This is a genomic window from Paraburkholderia sp. J94 (assembly GCF_905220285.1).
Lineage (GTDB): Bacteria > Pseudomonadota > Gammaproteobacteria > Burkholderiales > Burkholderiaceae > Paraburkholderia > Paraburkholderia tropica_A.
The window spans coordinates 52187-68623 of sequence record NZ_CAJMZH010000009.1 but is presented as its reverse complement, the minus strand read 5'-3'; the positions used below and the strand labels follow the sequence as shown (position 1 = coordinate 68623).

The window sequence follows — 16437 nt, the reverse complement described above, 5'->3', positions numbered from 1 at the left end:
GGGCGGCGTGCGGGATCGTCAGCGCCGCGTCGTTCCGTTCTTCAGGCGGCGCGCGCCTGGTTCAGCGTGAACGCGAGCAGATCGCCATCGGTCGGTTCGCCCCAGGTCTTGCGGGCGAGCCAGTCGAAGAATGCGGTGTCGGCCAGTTTCGAGTCGAGGCCGCGTCGACGCCAGTCATCGCGCAGGTGGGCACCGAGGCCCGGCAGTTCGTCGTTCTCGAACGAATTGCGCGCCATTTCGCGATCGAGGTCGCCCTGCTCGTCATAGAGCGCGCGGGCTTCCTTGCGCCGGTACGCCGCGTATTCGTCCATCAGACGCGCCTTGGGATCGTCGGCCGTTACGCTGCCCGCGGCCACGCGTCCAGCGACCGCCGGCTTTTCCACCGCGGTCTCGACCGGCGGCGCGTAACCCTTCTTCAAGGCATCCTTGAACAGCGCGGCGGCGCTGCGCACCGGCGGCAGGCTCGTGCTGCGCATGCGCTGCTCGGTCAACTGGAGCGCCGCGCGAATGCGGTTTTCCTCGCTGTCCGCGTAGAGTGATTGCGCTTCCTTGAGCGGAATGCCGATCTTGACCATGCGGTCGACCAGCGTGCTGTCGAAGACGTTCGGGTGCTCGTCGAGCGCGAGCATCGGCTGCTTGCGCTCGGTCACGCGGAACTGGATCTCGGCGACGCGCCGACCTTCGCGATGCTCGATCAGCTCGACGAAGATGTTGGTCACCGCGTTGACTTCCGCGATGGCCGGACGCAGGTAATCGCGCTTGAAATACTTGTATTCGCGTTTCGCTTCGTCGCCGGCTTCGGTATCGGGCGTACCCGACAGAATCGGCCGCCACCATTCCCACGTTTCGCGCATCGTCAGATGGCTCGGGTTCGTGAGATAGCGCACGCAGATTTCGTAGAGCGCGAGGCCGGCGCTGCTGCGCAGCTGGCTCTGGAATTGCAGGCTCAGGCGTGCGTACTGGACCGGGTCCAGCAGTTTCTTCTTGATCTTGGGCGCGAACGAGAATTCGACCCAGACGCGGCGCGTGGTCGGATCTTCGAGAATTTCGGCGTCGGCGATCAGCGTGGAGATGCCCCACTTGCGGCCGGGCTTCTGGCTCGAGGTGCCCTGGCTCCATTCGACCTGCACCGACACCATACGCCGCAGATGCTCCTTCACGAGCGCGGTATCGTTCGAGTCGAACGCCGAGTTCGCGACGATGTCAGAGAGCAGCGCGCGATAGGTATCGCCGCCCTCGTCCGCCTGCTGCGCGACGGCGAGCAGCACGTTGAAGAGTTTGCGGGTCAGCAGAGTGATCTTGCCGCTCTTCGGCTGAATCGCGATTGCCTCGACGGCCTTGCGCAATTCGGCCGAGCTCGGGCTCACCACATCGGTTTTTTTCACGCGCTTCGTGGCCATGCGTCGGGTCGAGGTGAGAATTTCGCGAAAGGATACCGTCTGGGGTGAAACCCGTCTATAGGGTGACTCTCACCATTGCCGGTGAAGCCGCCGTTCGCGGGACGGCTCACCGCGAAGGGCTCCCGAAGACGCTCACCTTTGCTCCGCGGCCCGATCCGCCGCATGCTCGCAGGGCTGCGGCCTGGCACGAAAGCGCACGACAACCACGCGCCATGACGGTGTCGCAACGCTCCCGAAAAATCTCACCTCAAATTTTCCTGGCGCAAACGCAACATTTCGCGATTTCCTGGATGCGCGCGCGGGGCGGCTCGAGGGGTGGCGTAATGAGGCGTAAAAAGCGGGCTCCCAGGCGGTCTTTTGCATCTTTAACCAGGCCTGGTCGGCCTGAGGCGGCGGATTTCAGCATCCAGCAGCCGCTATCGAACCGTTGAAACCCGCCATGGCGCCCAACTTTCTCCTGAAAAGCCTCACCATTGAGATATCAAGGTGCAAGGCCTGGCGTCCGTTTCATCACTTCAGTGAGTGAAACTAGCCGCCCAACCTCTCCCGAATAAGCTCACCTCAGGAATTCGCAGCCCCATGGGGTTCCAGAAATCGAAATCACCCGCTCACCGTCGCCTACGCTCCTGAAAAAGCTCACCACTCGACGGCTTTCAGGAAAAAACCAATGGATTCGGAGGCTTATCCACAGCCGCCAGCCGGAAATCCACCGGCTGGCAACTCCCGAAAACGCTCACCATATCCGCATAACGAGACCTGAAACCGGGTCTCAGGGTGCGCGTCCGCTGCTCCTGAAAAACCTCACCTTTAGATTTCCGCCACATCGTTGTGCCAGGTTTGATCGCCTGATTTATCAGCCTTCTAGCGTTAGTGAACGCCAACTTTCCCCCGAAAAGTCTCACCTTAAGGCTAAAAAAAGCGCCAAACGGCTGCCCGAAAAGCCTCACGCAACCCAGAACGCCTGTCGCCTGCAGAAAACATTGCGTGGCATCGCCGCAATCTCCCGTAAAACCTCACCTCTGGCCGCTCAGACCGGTCCGATGCCCGGCAAACCGGCACGCCGTTCGCCACGGGAATCATTATTGCCGTCCCGTAAAGTCTCACCTTGGGGTATCGAACCGGATCGAATGGGCCCAAATCGGCCCGATTCGGCCAAAATGCCCGTTCTGCTCCCGAAAAGCTTCACCTTTGCTCGTCGTTTTTTCCCGGTTTCTCTCACCGACGGCTTTTCAACGGCCAAATTAACGCCGAAAACCGCGCCAATCATCGGTCCCGAATCCGCTCACCGTTGCATTTCACGTAACAGCAGTACCTGGCCCCACCTGCTGCGGGCTCGGGCACGGTCTCCTCCCGTAATCGCTCACCCTTGCTCTAGAGTCAAGAATCGGCCGTTCCCTGAATCCGCTCACGTTCTTTCCCGCAGGCCCTCACCGGCTTCCCTGAACCTCATCACCCGCGTGTCCCGTAGAGCCTCACCAGGTTTCCCGTAAAGCTTCACCTGATCGGGCTGGAAGCCCCGTCTGATAAGGGTTTGCCGTGGCGTTAACGTTTTTAACGGGTATCAAGGGTGTTTACTTTTATAGCTCTCAAGAACAAACCGATTCCTGCGTCCTCGAAGAAACCCCCACTCCCCCACCGCAAACACGCAGGCTCTGTGGTTTATCCGACCACCGTGAAACAGTCGCCAAAATGCTATCGCCATTGGAAAACCAAACGTTTACAATGGCTTATGGAACAAAGCTCGCTTTGTTTCACGGAATCGCCAGCGTTTGACCGTCACGACGCGATTTCTTCGAGCCAATTTGGCTCACGCTTGAGCCGTTCTCCCTCGTCTCGAAGAAAGCGTATCGAATACTACGTAATTTGTTATTATTCGGTCCGTTACTGCTCGCTGAGACCCTCATGATCCGAGACGAAGAACGCGTCGCTATCCGCGAAGAACTCGAACGCCTGCGCAGCGACGGCGCCCGACGGCAGGATTTATCGCTTCACGCCTGCAAGCGTTTGTTCTTCGATTTCGGCATCCGACCCTCGATGGCCACCGTCCGCGATCTCACGCAGACCGGCAGCGCCAGCGACATCCCCAAAGATATCGAACTGTTCTGGCAACGCATCCGCACCGCGTCGAAAGTCCGCGTCGGCGGCGGCGCGATTCCGCCTGCACTGGAAGAACGCGCCGGTGAATTGCTCGGTGCGCTTTTCGAAGAGGCTCGGACGATCGCCCGTCAGACCTTGCAAGCCGAACGCGACGAGATCGAAGTGGGCCGACAGGATGCCGACCAGGCTCTGCGCGATGCGGAAGCCCGCCGACTGGCCGCCGACGAATTGCTTCAGCGCAGCGAAACGCGTACCGAGGCTGCCTGGGCTCGTGTGCGCGAACTCGAAAATCAGCTTGCCGCATCGTCGGCGCATGGCGCATCGCATCAGGACAATTTGCAGGCGACGGTGCGCCGGCTCGAAGCCGACAACGACTCGCTACAAAAACGGATCGAAACCGAGCAGACCACCAATGCCGGTTTGCGCGACCGGATCGATGGCCTGCATGAAGAAATGCGCCGAAGCACCGAGCACTACGCCCAGCAGATCAAGGACGCGCTCGCCGAAGCCGAACGCCGCGTGAAGCCAATGTTGGTGGAACTCGATTCGCTGCGCACGATGTCGTCGACGTGGCAGGCGGCGCAGCGCGAAGCCAGCAAGAAGGAATTCGATTTCATCCAGCAACTGGCCACGGCCAAGGCGCGCGCCGACCGGCTTGATGCGGTGTTGCGCGAGCGTTCAGATGAAGTCGATGGACTGACGCGCCAGGTCGCGCAACTGCGCACGCAACAGGGCGTCGATGGTTCGGTGGCGCAGGTATTGTGTTCGCTGGCCGCGGCCGGACGGCTCGGCGATGAAGAATTGGCGGCGCTCGGCACATTGGTGGACGGCCACGTAGCCCTCCCCTCTCGCTGCCCGAGTTGCGAAGACGGCGAGCCCGAGCTTTCCCAGGTCGACGGCCGCTTCGAACTGTCGTGCCCCGAGTGCGACTACAGCTCGGGCTCGGGCGCGTCACGCCTAGAAGCCGTCGCGCGATTTTCCGTCGGCAAGCGTGATACCCGCGGTCTCGCGCGGTGAGCTTTTACAGGACTTGTCGCGCGAGTTTGGCGTGAGTCTTTTCGGGAGCGGCCACGCCGCTGCCCGTTGAAATAGCGGGACTTTCAGGCGTCGCGCGACGCTTTGCTGTTGTCCGCTTTCGATTGCGTTTGAGTCTCGGCTTCAGCCATCGCTTGCGCCGTTGCCGCGCGCTCGGTCCACACGCGCCACGCGCGATGCAGTCGTCCCGATGAAATCGGCTGCATGAAACCCAGCCACTGCCCGACCTGATCGGCATCCACTCCACGTTCGAACAGATCCGCGGCGAAACTGTTGCGCAGCGTCTGCGGACTCGCGCGCTCGGCGCGCGTGCTGGCGATGCCGGCCGCTTCCATTTGCGCGTCGATCGCGCGCAGAACCGTGGCCTTGTGCATCGGCCGTCCGTTCGGCGAGCCGGGAAACACCAGTTGGCCGGGCAGTTGCGCGAGCCGCCGCGCTTCGAGCCACGCGCCCATCACGTCGACGGCGAACGGCGCGAGCCGCGTGCTATGCGTGAGCGCCGGATTATCGGCTTCGATCGTGAGCCATTCCGAGCCGATCGAGGTGGCGTCGAGCGTGAGCGCGATGGCGTCGCCGGTTTTCAGGCCGCCGCCTAGAAAGACGGCGACGAGCGCGCGGTCGCGTCGCTCGCGCCAGCGCTTGGCCGCCGACTGCTCGGTGAGCGGAGCAAACAACTGGCCGATGACCGCCGCACGTTCCGCCGCCGTCAGAAAACCAGTGGGATCGTTTTCGCGCGCGTTGCGCCAGGCGGCTTCGCCGTCCTGGGCGATGAAGCGGGCGGGATTCGCCGAGGCCAGTTCGATCTGGCGCACGTGATCGAGCACGCGTTCGATGAGCCGCAGATACCGCAGGCGTTGCGGCTTTTTCACGTCGAGCCCGGCGACGAATTCGGAGATCGTGCCCGTGTCGACCGACAGAATAGTTTGCCGCTTGAGCGCGAGCCATTCGAGAAAGCGCCCCCATTGCACGCGATAGATGTCGGCGGATGAGCGGCGAAGATCTTGCGAAACTAACCAGGCGTCGAAGGCCGCGACAGGATCGTTCTGCCAGTCGGCGCGTTGCTGGTCGAAGAGATCGTGGGGTGGGGAAATCATCGCGGTCATTCCGTTAGTTGCATTACTGATGCGATTGTAGCGAAGTTGAGAAAAGGCGTGCTGTGGACGTGACGTGTGTGTCGCGTCCTCACAGACTGACGCGCGCGAGACATGCGATCAGCCGCCCCAGGCGCGGGTGCGCCGGACGGCCTCACGGCGACGGTTTTCGCGTTGAGTCTGCTCAGCCGTTTGCGCGGCCTGCTCGTAGGCGGACACGGCGAAGGCAAACACCGCCGGAAGTGCATTGGAATGACCGAAGTCGACCGTGTCGTCGGTTTCGGGATAAGCGAGGTCGCCTGGACGCTGGAACAGCCCGAGCATGAGGGCATCGTGACGGCTGGCGAAACCGAGGTCCGCGAGCGCTTCCGCCTCGATCGCGTGCAGCAGGCGCCAGGTGAGCGGCACCTGCTGGCCGATGTAGCGTTGCGCGATGCTGCGCACGATGTGCTCCAGGTCGCGCGCGGCTGACTGAAAGCGCAAGGCGGCGAGTGCCTGGTCGTTCGGGGTGGGCGAAAGGTCCATGACGGCTCCGGTCGTTCTTTTTACTGTATGAATATACAGTAGTCGAGCCGATCTTGCAGCCTGTCCGAATGGCTAGTTTCGTGCGTCGGCCGGAACGCTCAGGCCGCGTGCGCATGATTCGTGAACTACGCACAGCGAAGCTGAGGCACAGTCTTAGACTCAACCTCAGCCGTGAATCACCACCAGCAAGGCGCGCGCCTCGCCTTTGCCCACGTTGCGGATCGCGTGCGGCTGATCGGCGATATAGCGCGCCGTATCGGCCGCCTTCAGGCGCTGACGCTCGCCCGCCGATTCCACGTCGATACTCCCTTGCAGCACGGTCAGATGCTCGCGCGTGCCCGGTTCGTGCGCGTTCGACACGAGCGCGCCGCCCGGCTTGAGCGTCAGCTCATACCACTCGAAATGCCCCGCCAGTTCGATCGGACCCCAGACACGAAGTTGATAACCCGCGTCGTGACCGAGCAGCGTCGGAATGTCGTGCGGCCCGGCCACGCTGATCGCGTCCGGTGCCCTGGGTGCGGCGAACAGCGAATCGAGTTTCACGCCCAGCGCGTTGGTCAGCCGCCACGCCACGGCGATGGTCGGGTTCGCCTTGTCGCGCTCGATTTCCGATAGCATGGATTTCGACACGCCCGCCGCGCGCGACAGTTCGTCGAGCGTCATCTTGCGCTCGGCGCGCAGCCGCTGGATCTGTTCGCCGACGCGCGGCGGCGCGGCCGGCGCGCTTGCGGGAAGCGGCGCATCGGTCGCGGAAGCCGCAGAAACCGCCGCCTTGGCGCGGGATTTGCGCGCGCCGGAACCGCCACCGGGTTTTGCGCCACTGTTCGCACCGCTGCTTGCCATACGCTGCCTCATCGATTAGAGTTGTTCGATATACCGAACTTGAGTTCGAAAAAACGAAAATATTCGCTCAGAGCTGACGGCGACTATAACAGCCGCGGCCCCCCTTGTCTGGAGCACTATGCCATGGCCACACCCTATCTCGACCACCTGCGCGCGACGCTCGACCAGATCCGCGCCGACGGTTTCTACAAAAGCGAGCGCGTGATCGCCACGCCGCAATCGTCGGCGATCGGACTGGCCGACGGCAGCGACGTGCTGAACTTCTGCGCCAACAATTATCTGGGCCTCGCGAACGACGCGCGCCTGATCGCAGCCGCAAAGGACGGACTCGATCGCGACGGCTTCGGCATGGCGTCGGTTCGCTTCATCTGCGGCACGCAAACGGTGCACAAGCAACTGGAAAGCGCGCTCGCCGAGTTCCTGCAAACCAACGACTGCATTCTCTATTCGAGCTGTTTCGACGCCAATGGCGGCCTGTTCGAAACGCTGCTCGGCGACGAAGACGCGATCATCAGCGACGAACTCAATCACGCGAGCATCATCGACGGCGTGCGGCTCTCGAAGTCGCGCCGCTATCGCTACAAGAACAACGATCTCGCCGATCTCGAAGCGAAGCTGCGCGAGGCCGATGAAGCGGGCGCGCGCTACAAGCTGATCGCGACCGACGGCGTGTTCTCGATGGACGGCATCATCGCGGACCTCAAGGGCATCTGCGATCTCGCCGATCGTTATAACGCGCTCGTGATGGTCGACGACTCGCACGCCGTGGGCTTCATCGGCGAACACGGCCGAGGCACGCCCGAACATTGCGGCGTCGCGCAGCGCGTGGACATCATCACCGGCACGCTCGGCAAGGCGCTCGGCGGCGCGTCGGGCGGTTACGTGGCCGCGAAGCAGCCGGTGATCGACCTGCTGCGCCAGCGCTCGCGTCCGTATCTGTTTTCGAACACGCTCACGCCGAGCATCGCCGCCGCCTCGCTCGCGGTGCTCGAACTGATCGCGAGCGACGAGGGCGCGCAACTGCGCCGCCGCGTGCAGGAAAACGGCGCGCATTTCCGCCGCGAGATGAGCGCGCTCGGCTTCACGCTCGTGCCCGGCGAACATCCGATCATTCCGGTGATGCTCGGCGACGCGCAGGTTGCATCGAAGATGGCCGACGCGCTGCTGCACGAAGGTGTCTACGTGATCGGCTTCTCGTATCCGGTGGTGCCGAAGGGGCGCGCGCGCATCCGCACGCAGATGAGCGCGGCGCATACGCCCGAACAGGTCGAGCGCGCCGTGGCCGCGTTCGCACGCGTCGGCAAGCAGCTTGGCGTGATTCAATAAGGAAAACGAACAATCATGAAAGCGCTTGCCAAACTCGAACGCGCGCCCGGCCTCACGCTCACACGCGTGAAGAAACCCGAAGTCGGCCATAACGATGTGATGATCAAGATCCGCAAGACGGCGATCTGCGGCACCGATATTCATATCTGGAAGTGGGACGACTGGGCGCAGAAAACCATTCCCGTGCCGATGCACGTGGGCCACGAATACGTGGGTGAAATCGTCGAAATGGGCCAGGAAGTGCGCGGCTTTGCGATTGGCGACCGCGTCTCGGGCGAAGGTCATATCACCTGCGGATTCTGTCGAAACTGCCGCGCGGGACGGCGTCATCTGTGCCGCAACACGACGGGCGTGGGCGTGAACCGCGAGGGCGCGTTCGCCGAATATCTCGTGATTCCGGCCTTCAACGCGTTCAAGATTCCGCCCGAAATTTCCGACGATCTCGCCGCAATCTTCGATCCGTTCGGCAACGCCACGCATACGGCGCTGTCGTTCAACCTCGTCGGCGAGGACGTGCTCATCACGGGCGCGGGGCCGATCGGCATCATGGCCGTGGCGATCGCGAAGCACGTGGGCGCGCGCAACGTGGTGATCACCGACATCAACGATTACCGGCTCGAACTCGCGCGCAAGATGGGCGCGACGCGCGCGGTGAACGTGTCGCGCGAATCGCTGCGCGACGTGATGGCCGACCTGCACATGACCGAAGGCTTCGACGTGGGCCTCGAAATGTCGGGTGTGCCGAGCGCCTTCACGGCGCTGCTCGAAGCGATGAACCACGGCGGCAAGGTCGCGCTGCTCGGAATTCCGCCCGCGCAGACCGCCATCGACTGGAATCAGGTCATCTTCAAGGGCCTTGAAATCAAGGGCATTTATGGTCGCGAGATGTTCGAGACCTGGTACAAGATGGTCGCGATGCTGCAGAGCGGCCTCGATCTGTCGCCGATCATCACGCACCGCTTTGGCGTGGACGATTACGAAAAGGGCTTCGCCGCGATGCTCTCGGGCGAGAGCGGCAAGGTGATTCTCGACTGGACCCAGGCGGCCTGAGTCACAGCTTATGGCGAGGCCGGTCCGGCGGGCTGCGCCTGTTGCTCGAATTCGGCCTCGATACGCACGTCGATGTCGTCGCCGACCGCCGGATACCACGTCGACAAACCGAACTTCGCGCGGCTGAACGCGCCATGCGCGGAGAAGCCGAGCGTCGGCTGCTTCGTGAGCGGATTCGGCGCGTAGCCGTTGAACACCACGTCGAGCGTGACGGGCTGCGTCACGTCGCGTATCGTCAGATTCCCTTCGAGCTTGCCTGCCGGTTTGCCGTTGACGTCCGCGCCGCGCACGAAGCGCGTGCTCGCGAAGCGGATCTGCGGATGCTGCGCCGCGTCGAGCATCTGCGTGCCGGTGACCATGCGGTCGAGCGCGGGCACGTTGGTGTCGAGACTGGCGGCGTCGATCGACACGTTCACCGAGGCGCCGTCGAGCCCGTTCGCGCGCCAGTCGAGCGTCGCGCTCGCGCGGTCGAAGCGCATCGTGAAACGCGTGTAGTGCAGATGATCGACGTCGAACACGATGCTCCAGTGATGCGCATCGAGCGTGTACGTGCCCGTGGGCGCGGCGGTTTCGCTGGCGCTCACGCTGTGCGTGACCACGCGCAGCGGCGTGCAGGCGAGCAGCGCGCAGGTGGCGGCGAGCGCGGCCAGCGCGGAGAATGAACGGCGGTTCATGAGGGCTCCTGTGGTGCTGCGATGTGCGTGCAACGCGTGCGTCGTTTGGACAATCGATTCGCACCTTTTGCACGACACACAGCGCGACGTCATTCAATCAGTACGTTTGGCGGCGCGCGTTTCTTCCATCTCCCCACCATTTTTTCATATTGTGCAGCCCGCGCAAAATCTTTGCTTGACGCTGGAGAATGATCGTTCTACTCTACGCGTCATGGAGAACGAACGTTCTACCTCGATCCACGTTGCCGCAGCTGTTGAAACAAGAGCCTTCGCCATGAGCACCACCACCGACAACGCCCCCAGCACCGACGTCCGCGAGCGCCTGCTCGAAGCTGCCGAGGCGCTGATCTACGCGGGCGGCATCCACGCCACGGGCGTCGATGCGATCGTTCGCACGGCGGGCGCCGCGCGCAAGAGCTTCTACACGTATTTCGATTCGAAGGACGCGCTCGTGGCCGCCGCGCTCGAACGCCGCGACGAGCGCTGGATGCGCTGGTTTATCGACGGCACGCTCGCACGTGGCCGCACGCCGCGAACGCGTCTGCTCGCCATGTTCGACGTGCTGCGCGAGTGGTTCGCCTCCGAGGATTTTCACGGCTGCGCGTTTCTGAACGCCGCGGGCGAGATAGCGTCGCCCGACGATCCGATCCGCCGCGTCTCGCGCGAGCACAAGGCGCGCCTGCTCGCGTTCGTGCGCGAGCAGAGCGATGCGTGGGCCGCCGCCACGGGCGCGGACCGGCGCGTGGCGGCGCGGCTCGCGCGCCAATGGCTGATTTTGATCGACGGCGCAATCGGCGTGGCGCTCGTCAGCGGTGAAGCCGACGCGGCGCTCGATGCGCGCGCCGCCGCCCAGTTGATGCTCGACGCGCTCACGCCGTAAGCCGAATCGTCGCTTTCAAGCCGCAAGAACCCGCAACCTCTCGCGGACGCCAACCCGGCGCGCCGCCCGTTTCCAGGAGTCCGACCATGAGTGATACCGTTCAGAGCGCCGCCGAAGTCCGTCCGCCGCTGCCGCCGTTCACGCGCGAAACCGCCATCCAGAAAGTGCGCGGCGCGGAAGACGGCTGGAACACGCGCGATCCGCAGCGCGTCTCGCTGGCCTATACGCCGCAAAGCGTGTGGCGCAACCGCGCGGAATTCGTCACGGGGCGCGAGGCCATCGTCGGCTTTCTCACGCGCAAATGGGCGCGCGAGCTCGACTATCGGCTCATCAAGGAACTGTGGGCGTACACGGACAATCGCATCGCCGTGCGTTTCGCCTATGAATGGCACGACGATTCGGGCAACTGGTTCCGCTCCTACGGCAACGAGAACTGGGAGTTCGACGAGCACGGCCTGATGGCGCGCCGCCATGCGTGTATCAACGATCTGCCGATCCGCGAAGCCGACCGTCTCTATCACTGGCCGCTCGGCCGCCGTCCCGACGATCATCCGGGCCTGAGCGATCTCGGGCTCTGAGCCGCGTCCGCGCGGTTCTCCTTCGTGCTTTTTCGCTGTGTTTCTTCGCTGCGTTTCTTTGCTGCGTTTCTTCGCTGCATTTCTTCGCCGCGTTTCTTCATGCCTCGCGCCGATATCGGATCGGCGCGTGTTCATCGCCACGACTCATCGGGCTGGCATGATGCCCGCGGCGCCACGTGGCGTCGACGACTGCAAGCGGGCCGCGAGCCCGCCGCAAGGCGCGTTCCGAGCGCGGGCTCGAGAGTTGCGATAGGCGCGTGCGGCGCCTTGCGGTACAGTTTCCAGTCGCCGGAATACATCGAAGAACAAAACAGCGAGCGCGCGGACCGATGCGATCCGCCGCGAGCGAGGACGGAGAATCCATGCGGTTTTGGCAAGCGCGCGAAGGCAGTTCAGGGACGAGCGGTTCAATACGAACAAGCGCACGAACAAGCGCAGGGAACAGCGTAGAAATAGACGCGACTTCACGCATCGGCACCTACAGCGGCAAACGCACGAGGCCTGCCCGCCGCCACGTCGCGGCCTGGCTGATGTGCGCGTTCGGCATGCTGGGCGCGGCGAGCAGCGCGCGCGCCGCCGACTGGTGCGGCGGCGGCCTCTGGGTCGACGCCATGGTCGGCTCGTATCACATCAATCCCGACAAGGATTTCGAGCAGTTCAATCCGGGCCTCGGCATCGAATGCTGGCCGAGCGATACCTGGGCGCTCACGGCGGGCGGCTTCCGCAATTCGTTGCGTCGTCCCTCGTACTACGGCGGCGCGGTCTGGGCGCCCGAATTCCTGCATTGGGGCTTCGTGCGGCTCGCCGCGATGGGCGGCATCATCTCCGGCTACAACTACGGCAACTGGGGCCTCGGCCACGATCACACCATCGGTCCGGTCGTCGCGCCGATCGTGATGGTCGCGTATAAGCGCGTCGGCGTGAACTTCATCGTTATTCCGCCGATTCCTTCCGACGATCTGCCGTTTACGATCGGGTTTCAGTTGCGCTTCAAGTTCTGAAGGGATGCGGCCTTCGTGCCGGATCCGCACGTCGAGCGTTCAGGACCCCCAGGTTCACCGCCCCCTCCACCTCCCGCAAACTCTCACCTTCAGTCGCCTGCGCGCGACCCACCTGACATTCCTGCCAGGTTCGCGTCAGGGGCGCGCCACGCCCGCGCCATAAGATACGGGCTCCGCGCGCGGGCAACGCGCCTGCATTCGACGCGCGCGGCACGAACCTGAGGTGAACAATGAAGAAGTGGATCAGCATCCTGATCGCCGCGAGCGCATTCGGCGCGGCGGCCCCCACCATGGCTGCGGACGACCCCGCGACCGCCTGGCTGCCCGCAACGGCGGCCGCGCGATTCCAGAACGCGAACGCGATCGTCGAAGGCGCGAGCGGCGCGAACGTCAAGTCGACGCTTTACGTCTTCATGGACCCGAACTGTATTTTCTGTCACCTGGTGTGGAAGGCGCTGCAACCGTATGAAGCGGCGGGCCTCCAGGTGCACTGGATTCCGATGGGCTTTCTGAAGCCCGATTCGCCGGGCAAGGCGGCGGCGCTGCTGCAAGCGAAAGACCGCGCGGCACTCCTGAAGGAACTCGAAACGCACTACAACGAGAAGGACGAATCGGGCGGCATCGCGCCGCTCGCGACCATTCCCGCTTCGGCGAAGGCGCAGCTCGACAGCAATATGCAGCTGTTCCAGGACCTCGGTTTTCAGGGCACGCCCGCGATCATCTATCAAGGTTCGGGCGGCCGCTGGGCCGACTACGACGGCGTGCCGAAGCTGAGCGCGCTGCCGGGCCTGCTCAATCTGCCCGCGCAGCCGATCACGGACCCGGAGTTGCAGAAGTATCGGTGAGCTGTTCCAGGAGATGCGCGTCGAGGGTGAGCGTCGGCGCGCATCGCGTATTCACCGCAAGCGGTTAAATCCGCAGAAAGGTGAGGAATTCCAGGCGATGGTGTGTCACGGTGAGTCGCCTGGTACGCCGATCTATCACCCGAGGCGCGCAAAACGCCCTCCGTAGCACCCGAAAACAGCAAAAGGTGAGGAATTCCAGGAGTCATGGGCCGCTTTTTCCGGTGAGCGCGTGATGCAACATGCGCTTCACCGCGCCCAAACTCCCGAAAACCCTCACCTTTGCCGCGCTAGAACTTGTAGTCGGGATTCTTCGGATCGAACGCTTCGGCGTCGAAACTCCTGGGCGTGATGCTGTCGATCACGATCTTCTCGAAGATCTGGCCGTCATCGCCGTACGCTTCCACGGTGCGGAAATACGGATGACGCAGATCGAGCCCGAGCGTCTGCTTCTTCGCATAGAACTGCGGCTTGCCGCTCGGCGACGTATAGGTGAGCGCCACCACGCGCACGCCGTTGATCGTCTTCACCTCGACATCGGGCTTGTACGACGCGCCCACTTCCACGTACTTCTTCGCGTCGGTCATGAACTGGCTGACGATGAACTCGGTGCCCAGATCGGTGATCTTGTGATTCGACTGCGAGCGCGCGAGTGTGCCGTCGAGCGCGGTCCACATCGGCATCACGCCGAGCAGGCCGCCCAGGTGGCCGTACATTTCATCGGGCTTCTTCGAGGCGTCGTAGATCACTTCCTCGCCCGAATGCTCGCCGTCGGGCAGCCACTTCGCGTAGATCCGCAGCGGCTCGTGGTCCAGCTTCACGAGCATGTGCGCGGGCTTGCCGGGCCACTTGCCGTTCAGGCGCTCCCAGCGCGACAGCGTGAATTCATACGACGGATACCCCGACGGCCCGAGCTTGATGAGCGTGGGCACCACGAGCGGATCGAGCGCCTGGAACAGCGCGGTGAGCTGCGCGTCGTCCATCTTCACGAGCGCGCCGCTCTTTTGCGCCTTTTGAAGCCAGCGGACCTGCTGATCGACGGAAAGCTTGCTCACCTCGGCGGGCGTGGGCGCGGCAGCGCTGGTGCTGGTCTGGGTGTCCGCGCTGGCGGCGTTGTCGTCCTGCGCGAACGCGCCTGCGCACGCGAATGCGAGCGCCGCGCAAGTTATCGCGTGTATTGCACGTCTCGCATGCAACGGTTTGCGAGGCAGCGAAGAAAGCGATGCTTCGGTGTTCATAATGCGTCTCCCTGTTTATGTTGGCCTGCTCGATAAAAGCCGGTGAGGCCCGCGCGATCTACGCCGCGCGTTGCCTGGCGATCTCCTCGTCGCGCAGCGCGCGGCGCAGGATCTTGCCGACGTTGGTCTGCGGCAGCGAATCGCGAAACTCCACGACGCGCGGCACCTTGTAACCGGTGAGCTGACGACGGCAATGCGCGATCACCGCATCGGCCGTGAGCGACGCATCGCGCGCGACCACGAACACTTTCACGCGCTCGCCCTGCACGGGATCGGGCACGCCGATGGCGGCCACTTCGCGCACATCGGGATGCATCGCCACCACGTCCTCGATCTCGCTCGGATACACGTTGAAACCCGACACGATGATCATGTCCTTCTTGCGATCGATGAGCTTGATGAAGCCTTGCGCGTCCATCACGCCGATATCGCCGGTCGCGAGCCAGCCGTGGCCGTCGAGCACCTGCGCGGTCTCGTCGGGGCGATTCCAGTAGCCGAGCATCACCTGCGGGCCTTTCACGCACAGTTCGCCGGGCTCGCCGACATTCGCCCACGTGCCGTCCTCGCGGCGAAAACGCACCTGTGTCGACGGCACGGGCAAGCCGATCGAGCCTTCGAAATCGCGCATGTTCTTCAGATCGACGGGATTGGTCGCGACGATCGGCGAGCACTCCGTGAGCCCGTAGCCTTCGACAATCGGTTGTCCGGTCACGGCCTTGAAGCGGTCGGCGACCGCTTTCTGCGTGGCCATGCCGCCCGCCATCGCGAGCTTGAGCGCGGAGAAGTCGCGCTGGCAAAACTCGTCGTTGTCGAGCAGCGCGTTATAGAGCGTGTTGATCGCCGTGATGCCGGTGAAGGTCTCGCGACGCAGGATCATCATCATGCGCTTCGTGTCGCGCGGATTCGCGATCAGGATGTTGCGGCCGCCGAGCCCGAGAAAGATCAGCGCGTTCACCGTGAGCGAATAGATGTGATAAAGCGGTAGCGGCGTGAGCACGGTTTCCACTTCGCCGCTTAGTTGCGAGGCCGACCACGCCTTCGCCTGCAAGACGTTCGCGAGGATGTTGCGGTGCGTGAGCATCGCGCCTTTCGCCACGCCGGTCGTTCCTCCGGTGTACTGAAGAAAGGCGAGGTCGCCGCTCGTGCGCAGTGCGTTCGCGAGCGTGCGCCGCGCGCCGATGTCGAGTGCCGCGCGCAAACGCACCGCGTTCGGCAGCGTGTATTCAGGCACCATCTTCTTCACGCGGCGCAGCACGAAATTGAGCAGACGGCCCTTGAAATTGAGGCCGTCCGCGAGCAGATCGCCGAGACCCGTCACCGCGATATGCTCGATGCGCGTGCCGGGCAGCGCCTCTTCAAGCGTCTTCGCGAAGTTCTCGAACACCACGATCGCGCGCGCGCCGCTGTCCTTGAGCTGATGCGCGAGTTCGCGCGGCGTATAGAGCGGATTGACGTTGACGACCACGGTGCCCGCCTTGAGCGCGCCGAACAGCGCGATGGGGTACTGAAACGTATTCGGCAGCATGATGGCGACGCGTTCGCTGGGCGCGATGCCCACGCTTTGCAGCCAGGCCGCGAACGCTTCGGCCTTGCGTGCGAGCGCGCCATAAGTCAGCGACGAACCCACGCTCACATAAGCCACGCGCTCTCTGAACTGCGCGGCGCATTCATCGAAGTACTGTGAGATTGTTTCGTATTGCGTAACATCGATTTCGGGCGGCACGCCGGCGGGATAAGACGCGTACCAGATGCCGTCGGTGTCGGGCGCGGCGTGTTGCGCGCCAGGCGCCGCCGTCTGCGCTTGCGGTTGGGCTGCCATGGTCGTCTCCAGTCTGTCTTTGTTTTGGGGGCCGCGTA

14 protein-coding genes are annotated in these 16437 nt (G+C 63.5%); 7 read left to right on the top strand and 7 right to left on the bottom strand.

Annotated features, from left to right (window positions below; all coding sequences use genetic code 11):
* Window positions 1–41: 41 nt before the first annotated feature.
* On the bottom strand, window positions 42–1400 hold the full coding sequence (locus U4Y88_RS20275) for a replication initiation protein (protein WP_224013222.1): 1359 nt from the start codon (window positions 1398–1400) through the stop codon (window positions 42–44).
* A 1902-nt stretch (window positions 1401–3302) separates the two neighbouring features.
* On the opposite strand from U4Y88_RS20275, the gene U4Y88_RS20270 reads away from it, so the two are divergent.
* Entirely contained in the window at window positions 3303–4514 is a 1212-nt protein-coding gene (locus tag U4Y88_RS20270) for a DNA-binding protein (RefSeq protein ID WP_321785932.1), read from the top strand.
* Window positions 4515–4597: 83 nt separating this feature from the next.
* Here U4Y88_RS20270 and U4Y88_RS20265 read toward each other — a convergent pair whose 3' ends face one another.
* The 3 genes from U4Y88_RS20265 to U4Y88_RS20255 all read right to left on the bottom strand — a co-directional run bounded on the left by U4Y88_RS20265 (window position 4598) and on the right by U4Y88_RS20255 (window position 7003).
* On the bottom strand, window positions 4598–5623 hold the full coding sequence (locus tag U4Y88_RS20265) for a tyrosine-type recombinase/integrase (RefSeq protein WP_415774482.1): 1026 nt from the start codon (window positions 5621–5623) through the stop codon (window positions 4598–4600).
* 120 nt (window positions 5624–5743) lie between these two features.
* Window positions 5744–6148 (bottom strand): DUF2471 family protein, encoded by a 405-nt coding sequence (locus tag U4Y88_RS20260; protein WP_224013225.1) that lies wholly within the window; start codon window positions 6146–6148, stop codon window positions 5744–5746.
* 165 nt (window positions 6149–6313) lie between these two features.
* Complete coding sequence (locus U4Y88_RS20255; RefSeq protein WP_415774474.1) at window positions 6314–7003, bottom strand: helix-turn-helix domain-containing protein; 690 nt, start codon at window positions 7001–7003, stop codon at window positions 6314–6316.
* 111 nt (window positions 7004–7114) lie between these two features.
* On the opposite strand from U4Y88_RS20255, the gene U4Y88_RS20250 reads away from it, so the two are divergent.
* Together U4Y88_RS20250 and tdh are read left to right on the top strand one after the other, a co-directional pair.
* Window positions 7115–8317 carry a glycine C-acetyltransferase gene (locus tag U4Y88_RS20250; RefSeq protein ID WP_321785926.1) on the top strand — a complete coding sequence of 401 codons (1203 nt, stop codon included), beginning with the start codon at window positions 7115–7117 and terminating at the stop codon, window positions 8315–8317.
* A 15-nt stretch (window positions 8318–8332) separates the two neighbouring features.
* Window positions 8333–9367, top strand: a complete 1035-nt coding sequence (gene tdh, locus U4Y88_RS20245) for an L-threonine 3-dehydrogenase (protein ID WP_321785924.1) — start codon at window positions 8333–8335, stop codon at window positions 9365–9367.
* Between the two features lie 8 nt (window positions 9368–9375).
* Here the strand turns inward: tdh and U4Y88_RS20240 are convergent, their stop codons facing one another.
* Complete coding sequence (locus U4Y88_RS20240; protein ID WP_321785923.1) at window positions 9376–10041, bottom strand: YceI family protein; 666 nt, start codon at window positions 10039–10041, stop codon at window positions 9376–9378.
* 274 nt (window positions 10042–10315) lie between these two features.
* On the opposite strand from U4Y88_RS20240, the gene U4Y88_RS20235 reads away from it, so the two are divergent.
* The 4 genes from U4Y88_RS20235 to dsbG all read left to right on the top strand — a co-directional run bounded on the left by U4Y88_RS20235 (window position 10316) and on the right by dsbG (window position 13345).
* A complete protein-coding gene (locus U4Y88_RS20235; protein WP_224013230.1) occupies window positions 10316–10921 on the top strand; it encodes a TetR/AcrR family transcriptional regulator in 606 nt (201 codons plus the stop codon).
* An 86-nt stretch (window positions 10922–11007) separates the two neighbouring features.
* Window positions 11008–11499 (top strand): nuclear transport factor 2 family protein, encoded by a 492-nt coding sequence (locus U4Y88_RS20230; RefSeq protein WP_321785921.1) that lies wholly within the window; start codon window positions 11008–11010, stop codon window positions 11497–11499.
* Between the two features lie 530 nt (window positions 11500–12029).
* Window positions 12030–12500: a hypothetical protein gene (locus U4Y88_RS20225; protein WP_224013232.1), complete on the top strand. Its 471-nt coding sequence runs from the start codon at window positions 12030–12032 to the stop codon at window positions 12498–12500.
* A gap of 230 nt (window positions 12501–12730) precedes the next feature.
* Window positions 12731–13345, top strand: a complete 615-nt coding sequence (gene dsbG / locus U4Y88_RS20220) for a thiol:disulfide interchange protein DsbG (RefSeq protein ID WP_321785919.1) — start codon at window positions 12731–12733, stop codon at window positions 13343–13345.
* A gap of 287 nt (window positions 13346–13632) precedes the next feature.
* On the opposite strand, the gene U4Y88_RS20215 is transcribed toward dsbG, so the two are convergent.
* The gene (locus U4Y88_RS20215) at window positions 13633–14580 is read right to left on the bottom strand and encodes a DUF1571 domain-containing protein (protein ID WP_321785917.1); all 948 of its coding nucleotides are present in this window, start codon (window positions 14578–14580) and stop codon (window positions 13633–13635) included.
* Window positions 14581–14638: 58 nt separating this feature from the next.
* Complete coding sequence (locus tag U4Y88_RS20210) at window positions 14639–16399, bottom strand: AMP-binding protein (protein WP_321785915.1); 1761 nt, start codon at window positions 16397–16399, stop codon at window positions 14639–14641.
* Window positions 16400–16437 lie beyond the last annotated feature (38 nt).

Coding starts and splice junctions, on each gene's coding strand:
- U4Y88_RS20275 (WP_224013222.1), bottom strand. CDS start 1,400: ATGGCCACGAAGCGCGTGAAAAAAACCGATGTGGTGAGCCCGAGCTCG.
- U4Y88_RS20270 (WP_321785932.1), top strand. CDS start 3,303: ATGATCCGAGACGAAGAACGCGTCGCTATCCGCGAAGAACTCGAACGC.
- U4Y88_RS20260 (WP_224013225.1), bottom strand. CDS start 6,148: ATGGACCTTTCGCCCACCCCGAACGACCAGGCACTCGCCGCCTTGCGC.
- U4Y88_RS20255 (WP_415774474.1), bottom strand. CDS start 7,003: ATGAGGCAGCGTATGGCAAGCAGCGGTGCGAACAGTGGCGCAAAACCC.
- U4Y88_RS20250 (WP_321785926.1), top strand. CDS start 7,115: ATGGCCACACCCTATCTCGACCACCTGCGCGCGACGCTCGACCAGATC.
- tdh (WP_321785924.1), top strand. CDS start 8,333: ATGAAAGCGCTTGCCAAACTCGAACGCGCGCCCGGCCTCACGCTCACA.
- U4Y88_RS20240 (WP_321785923.1), bottom strand. CDS start 10,041: ATGAACCGCCGTTCATTCTCCGCGCTGGCCGCGCTCGCCGCCACCTGC.
- U4Y88_RS20235 (WP_224013230.1), top strand. CDS start 10,316: ATGAGCACCACCACCGACAACGCCCCCAGCACCGACGTCCGCGAGCGC.
- U4Y88_RS20230 (WP_321785921.1), top strand. CDS start 11,008: ATGAGTGATACCGTTCAGAGCGCCGCCGAAGTCCGTCCGCCGCTGCCG.
- U4Y88_RS20225 (WP_224013232.1), top strand. CDS start 12,030: ATGTGCGCGTTCGGCATGCTGGGCGCGGCGAGCAGCGCGCGCGCCGCC.
- dsbG (WP_321785919.1), top strand. CDS start 12,731: ATGAAGAAGTGGATCAGCATCCTGATCGCCGCGAGCGCATTCGGCGCG.
- U4Y88_RS20215 (WP_321785917.1), bottom strand. CDS start 14,580: ATGAACACCGAAGCATCGCTTTCTTCGCTGCCTCGCAAACCGTTGCAT.
- U4Y88_RS20210 (WP_321785915.1), bottom strand. CDS start 16,399: ATGGCAGCCCAACCGCAAGCGCAGACGGCGGCGCCTGGCGCGCAACAC.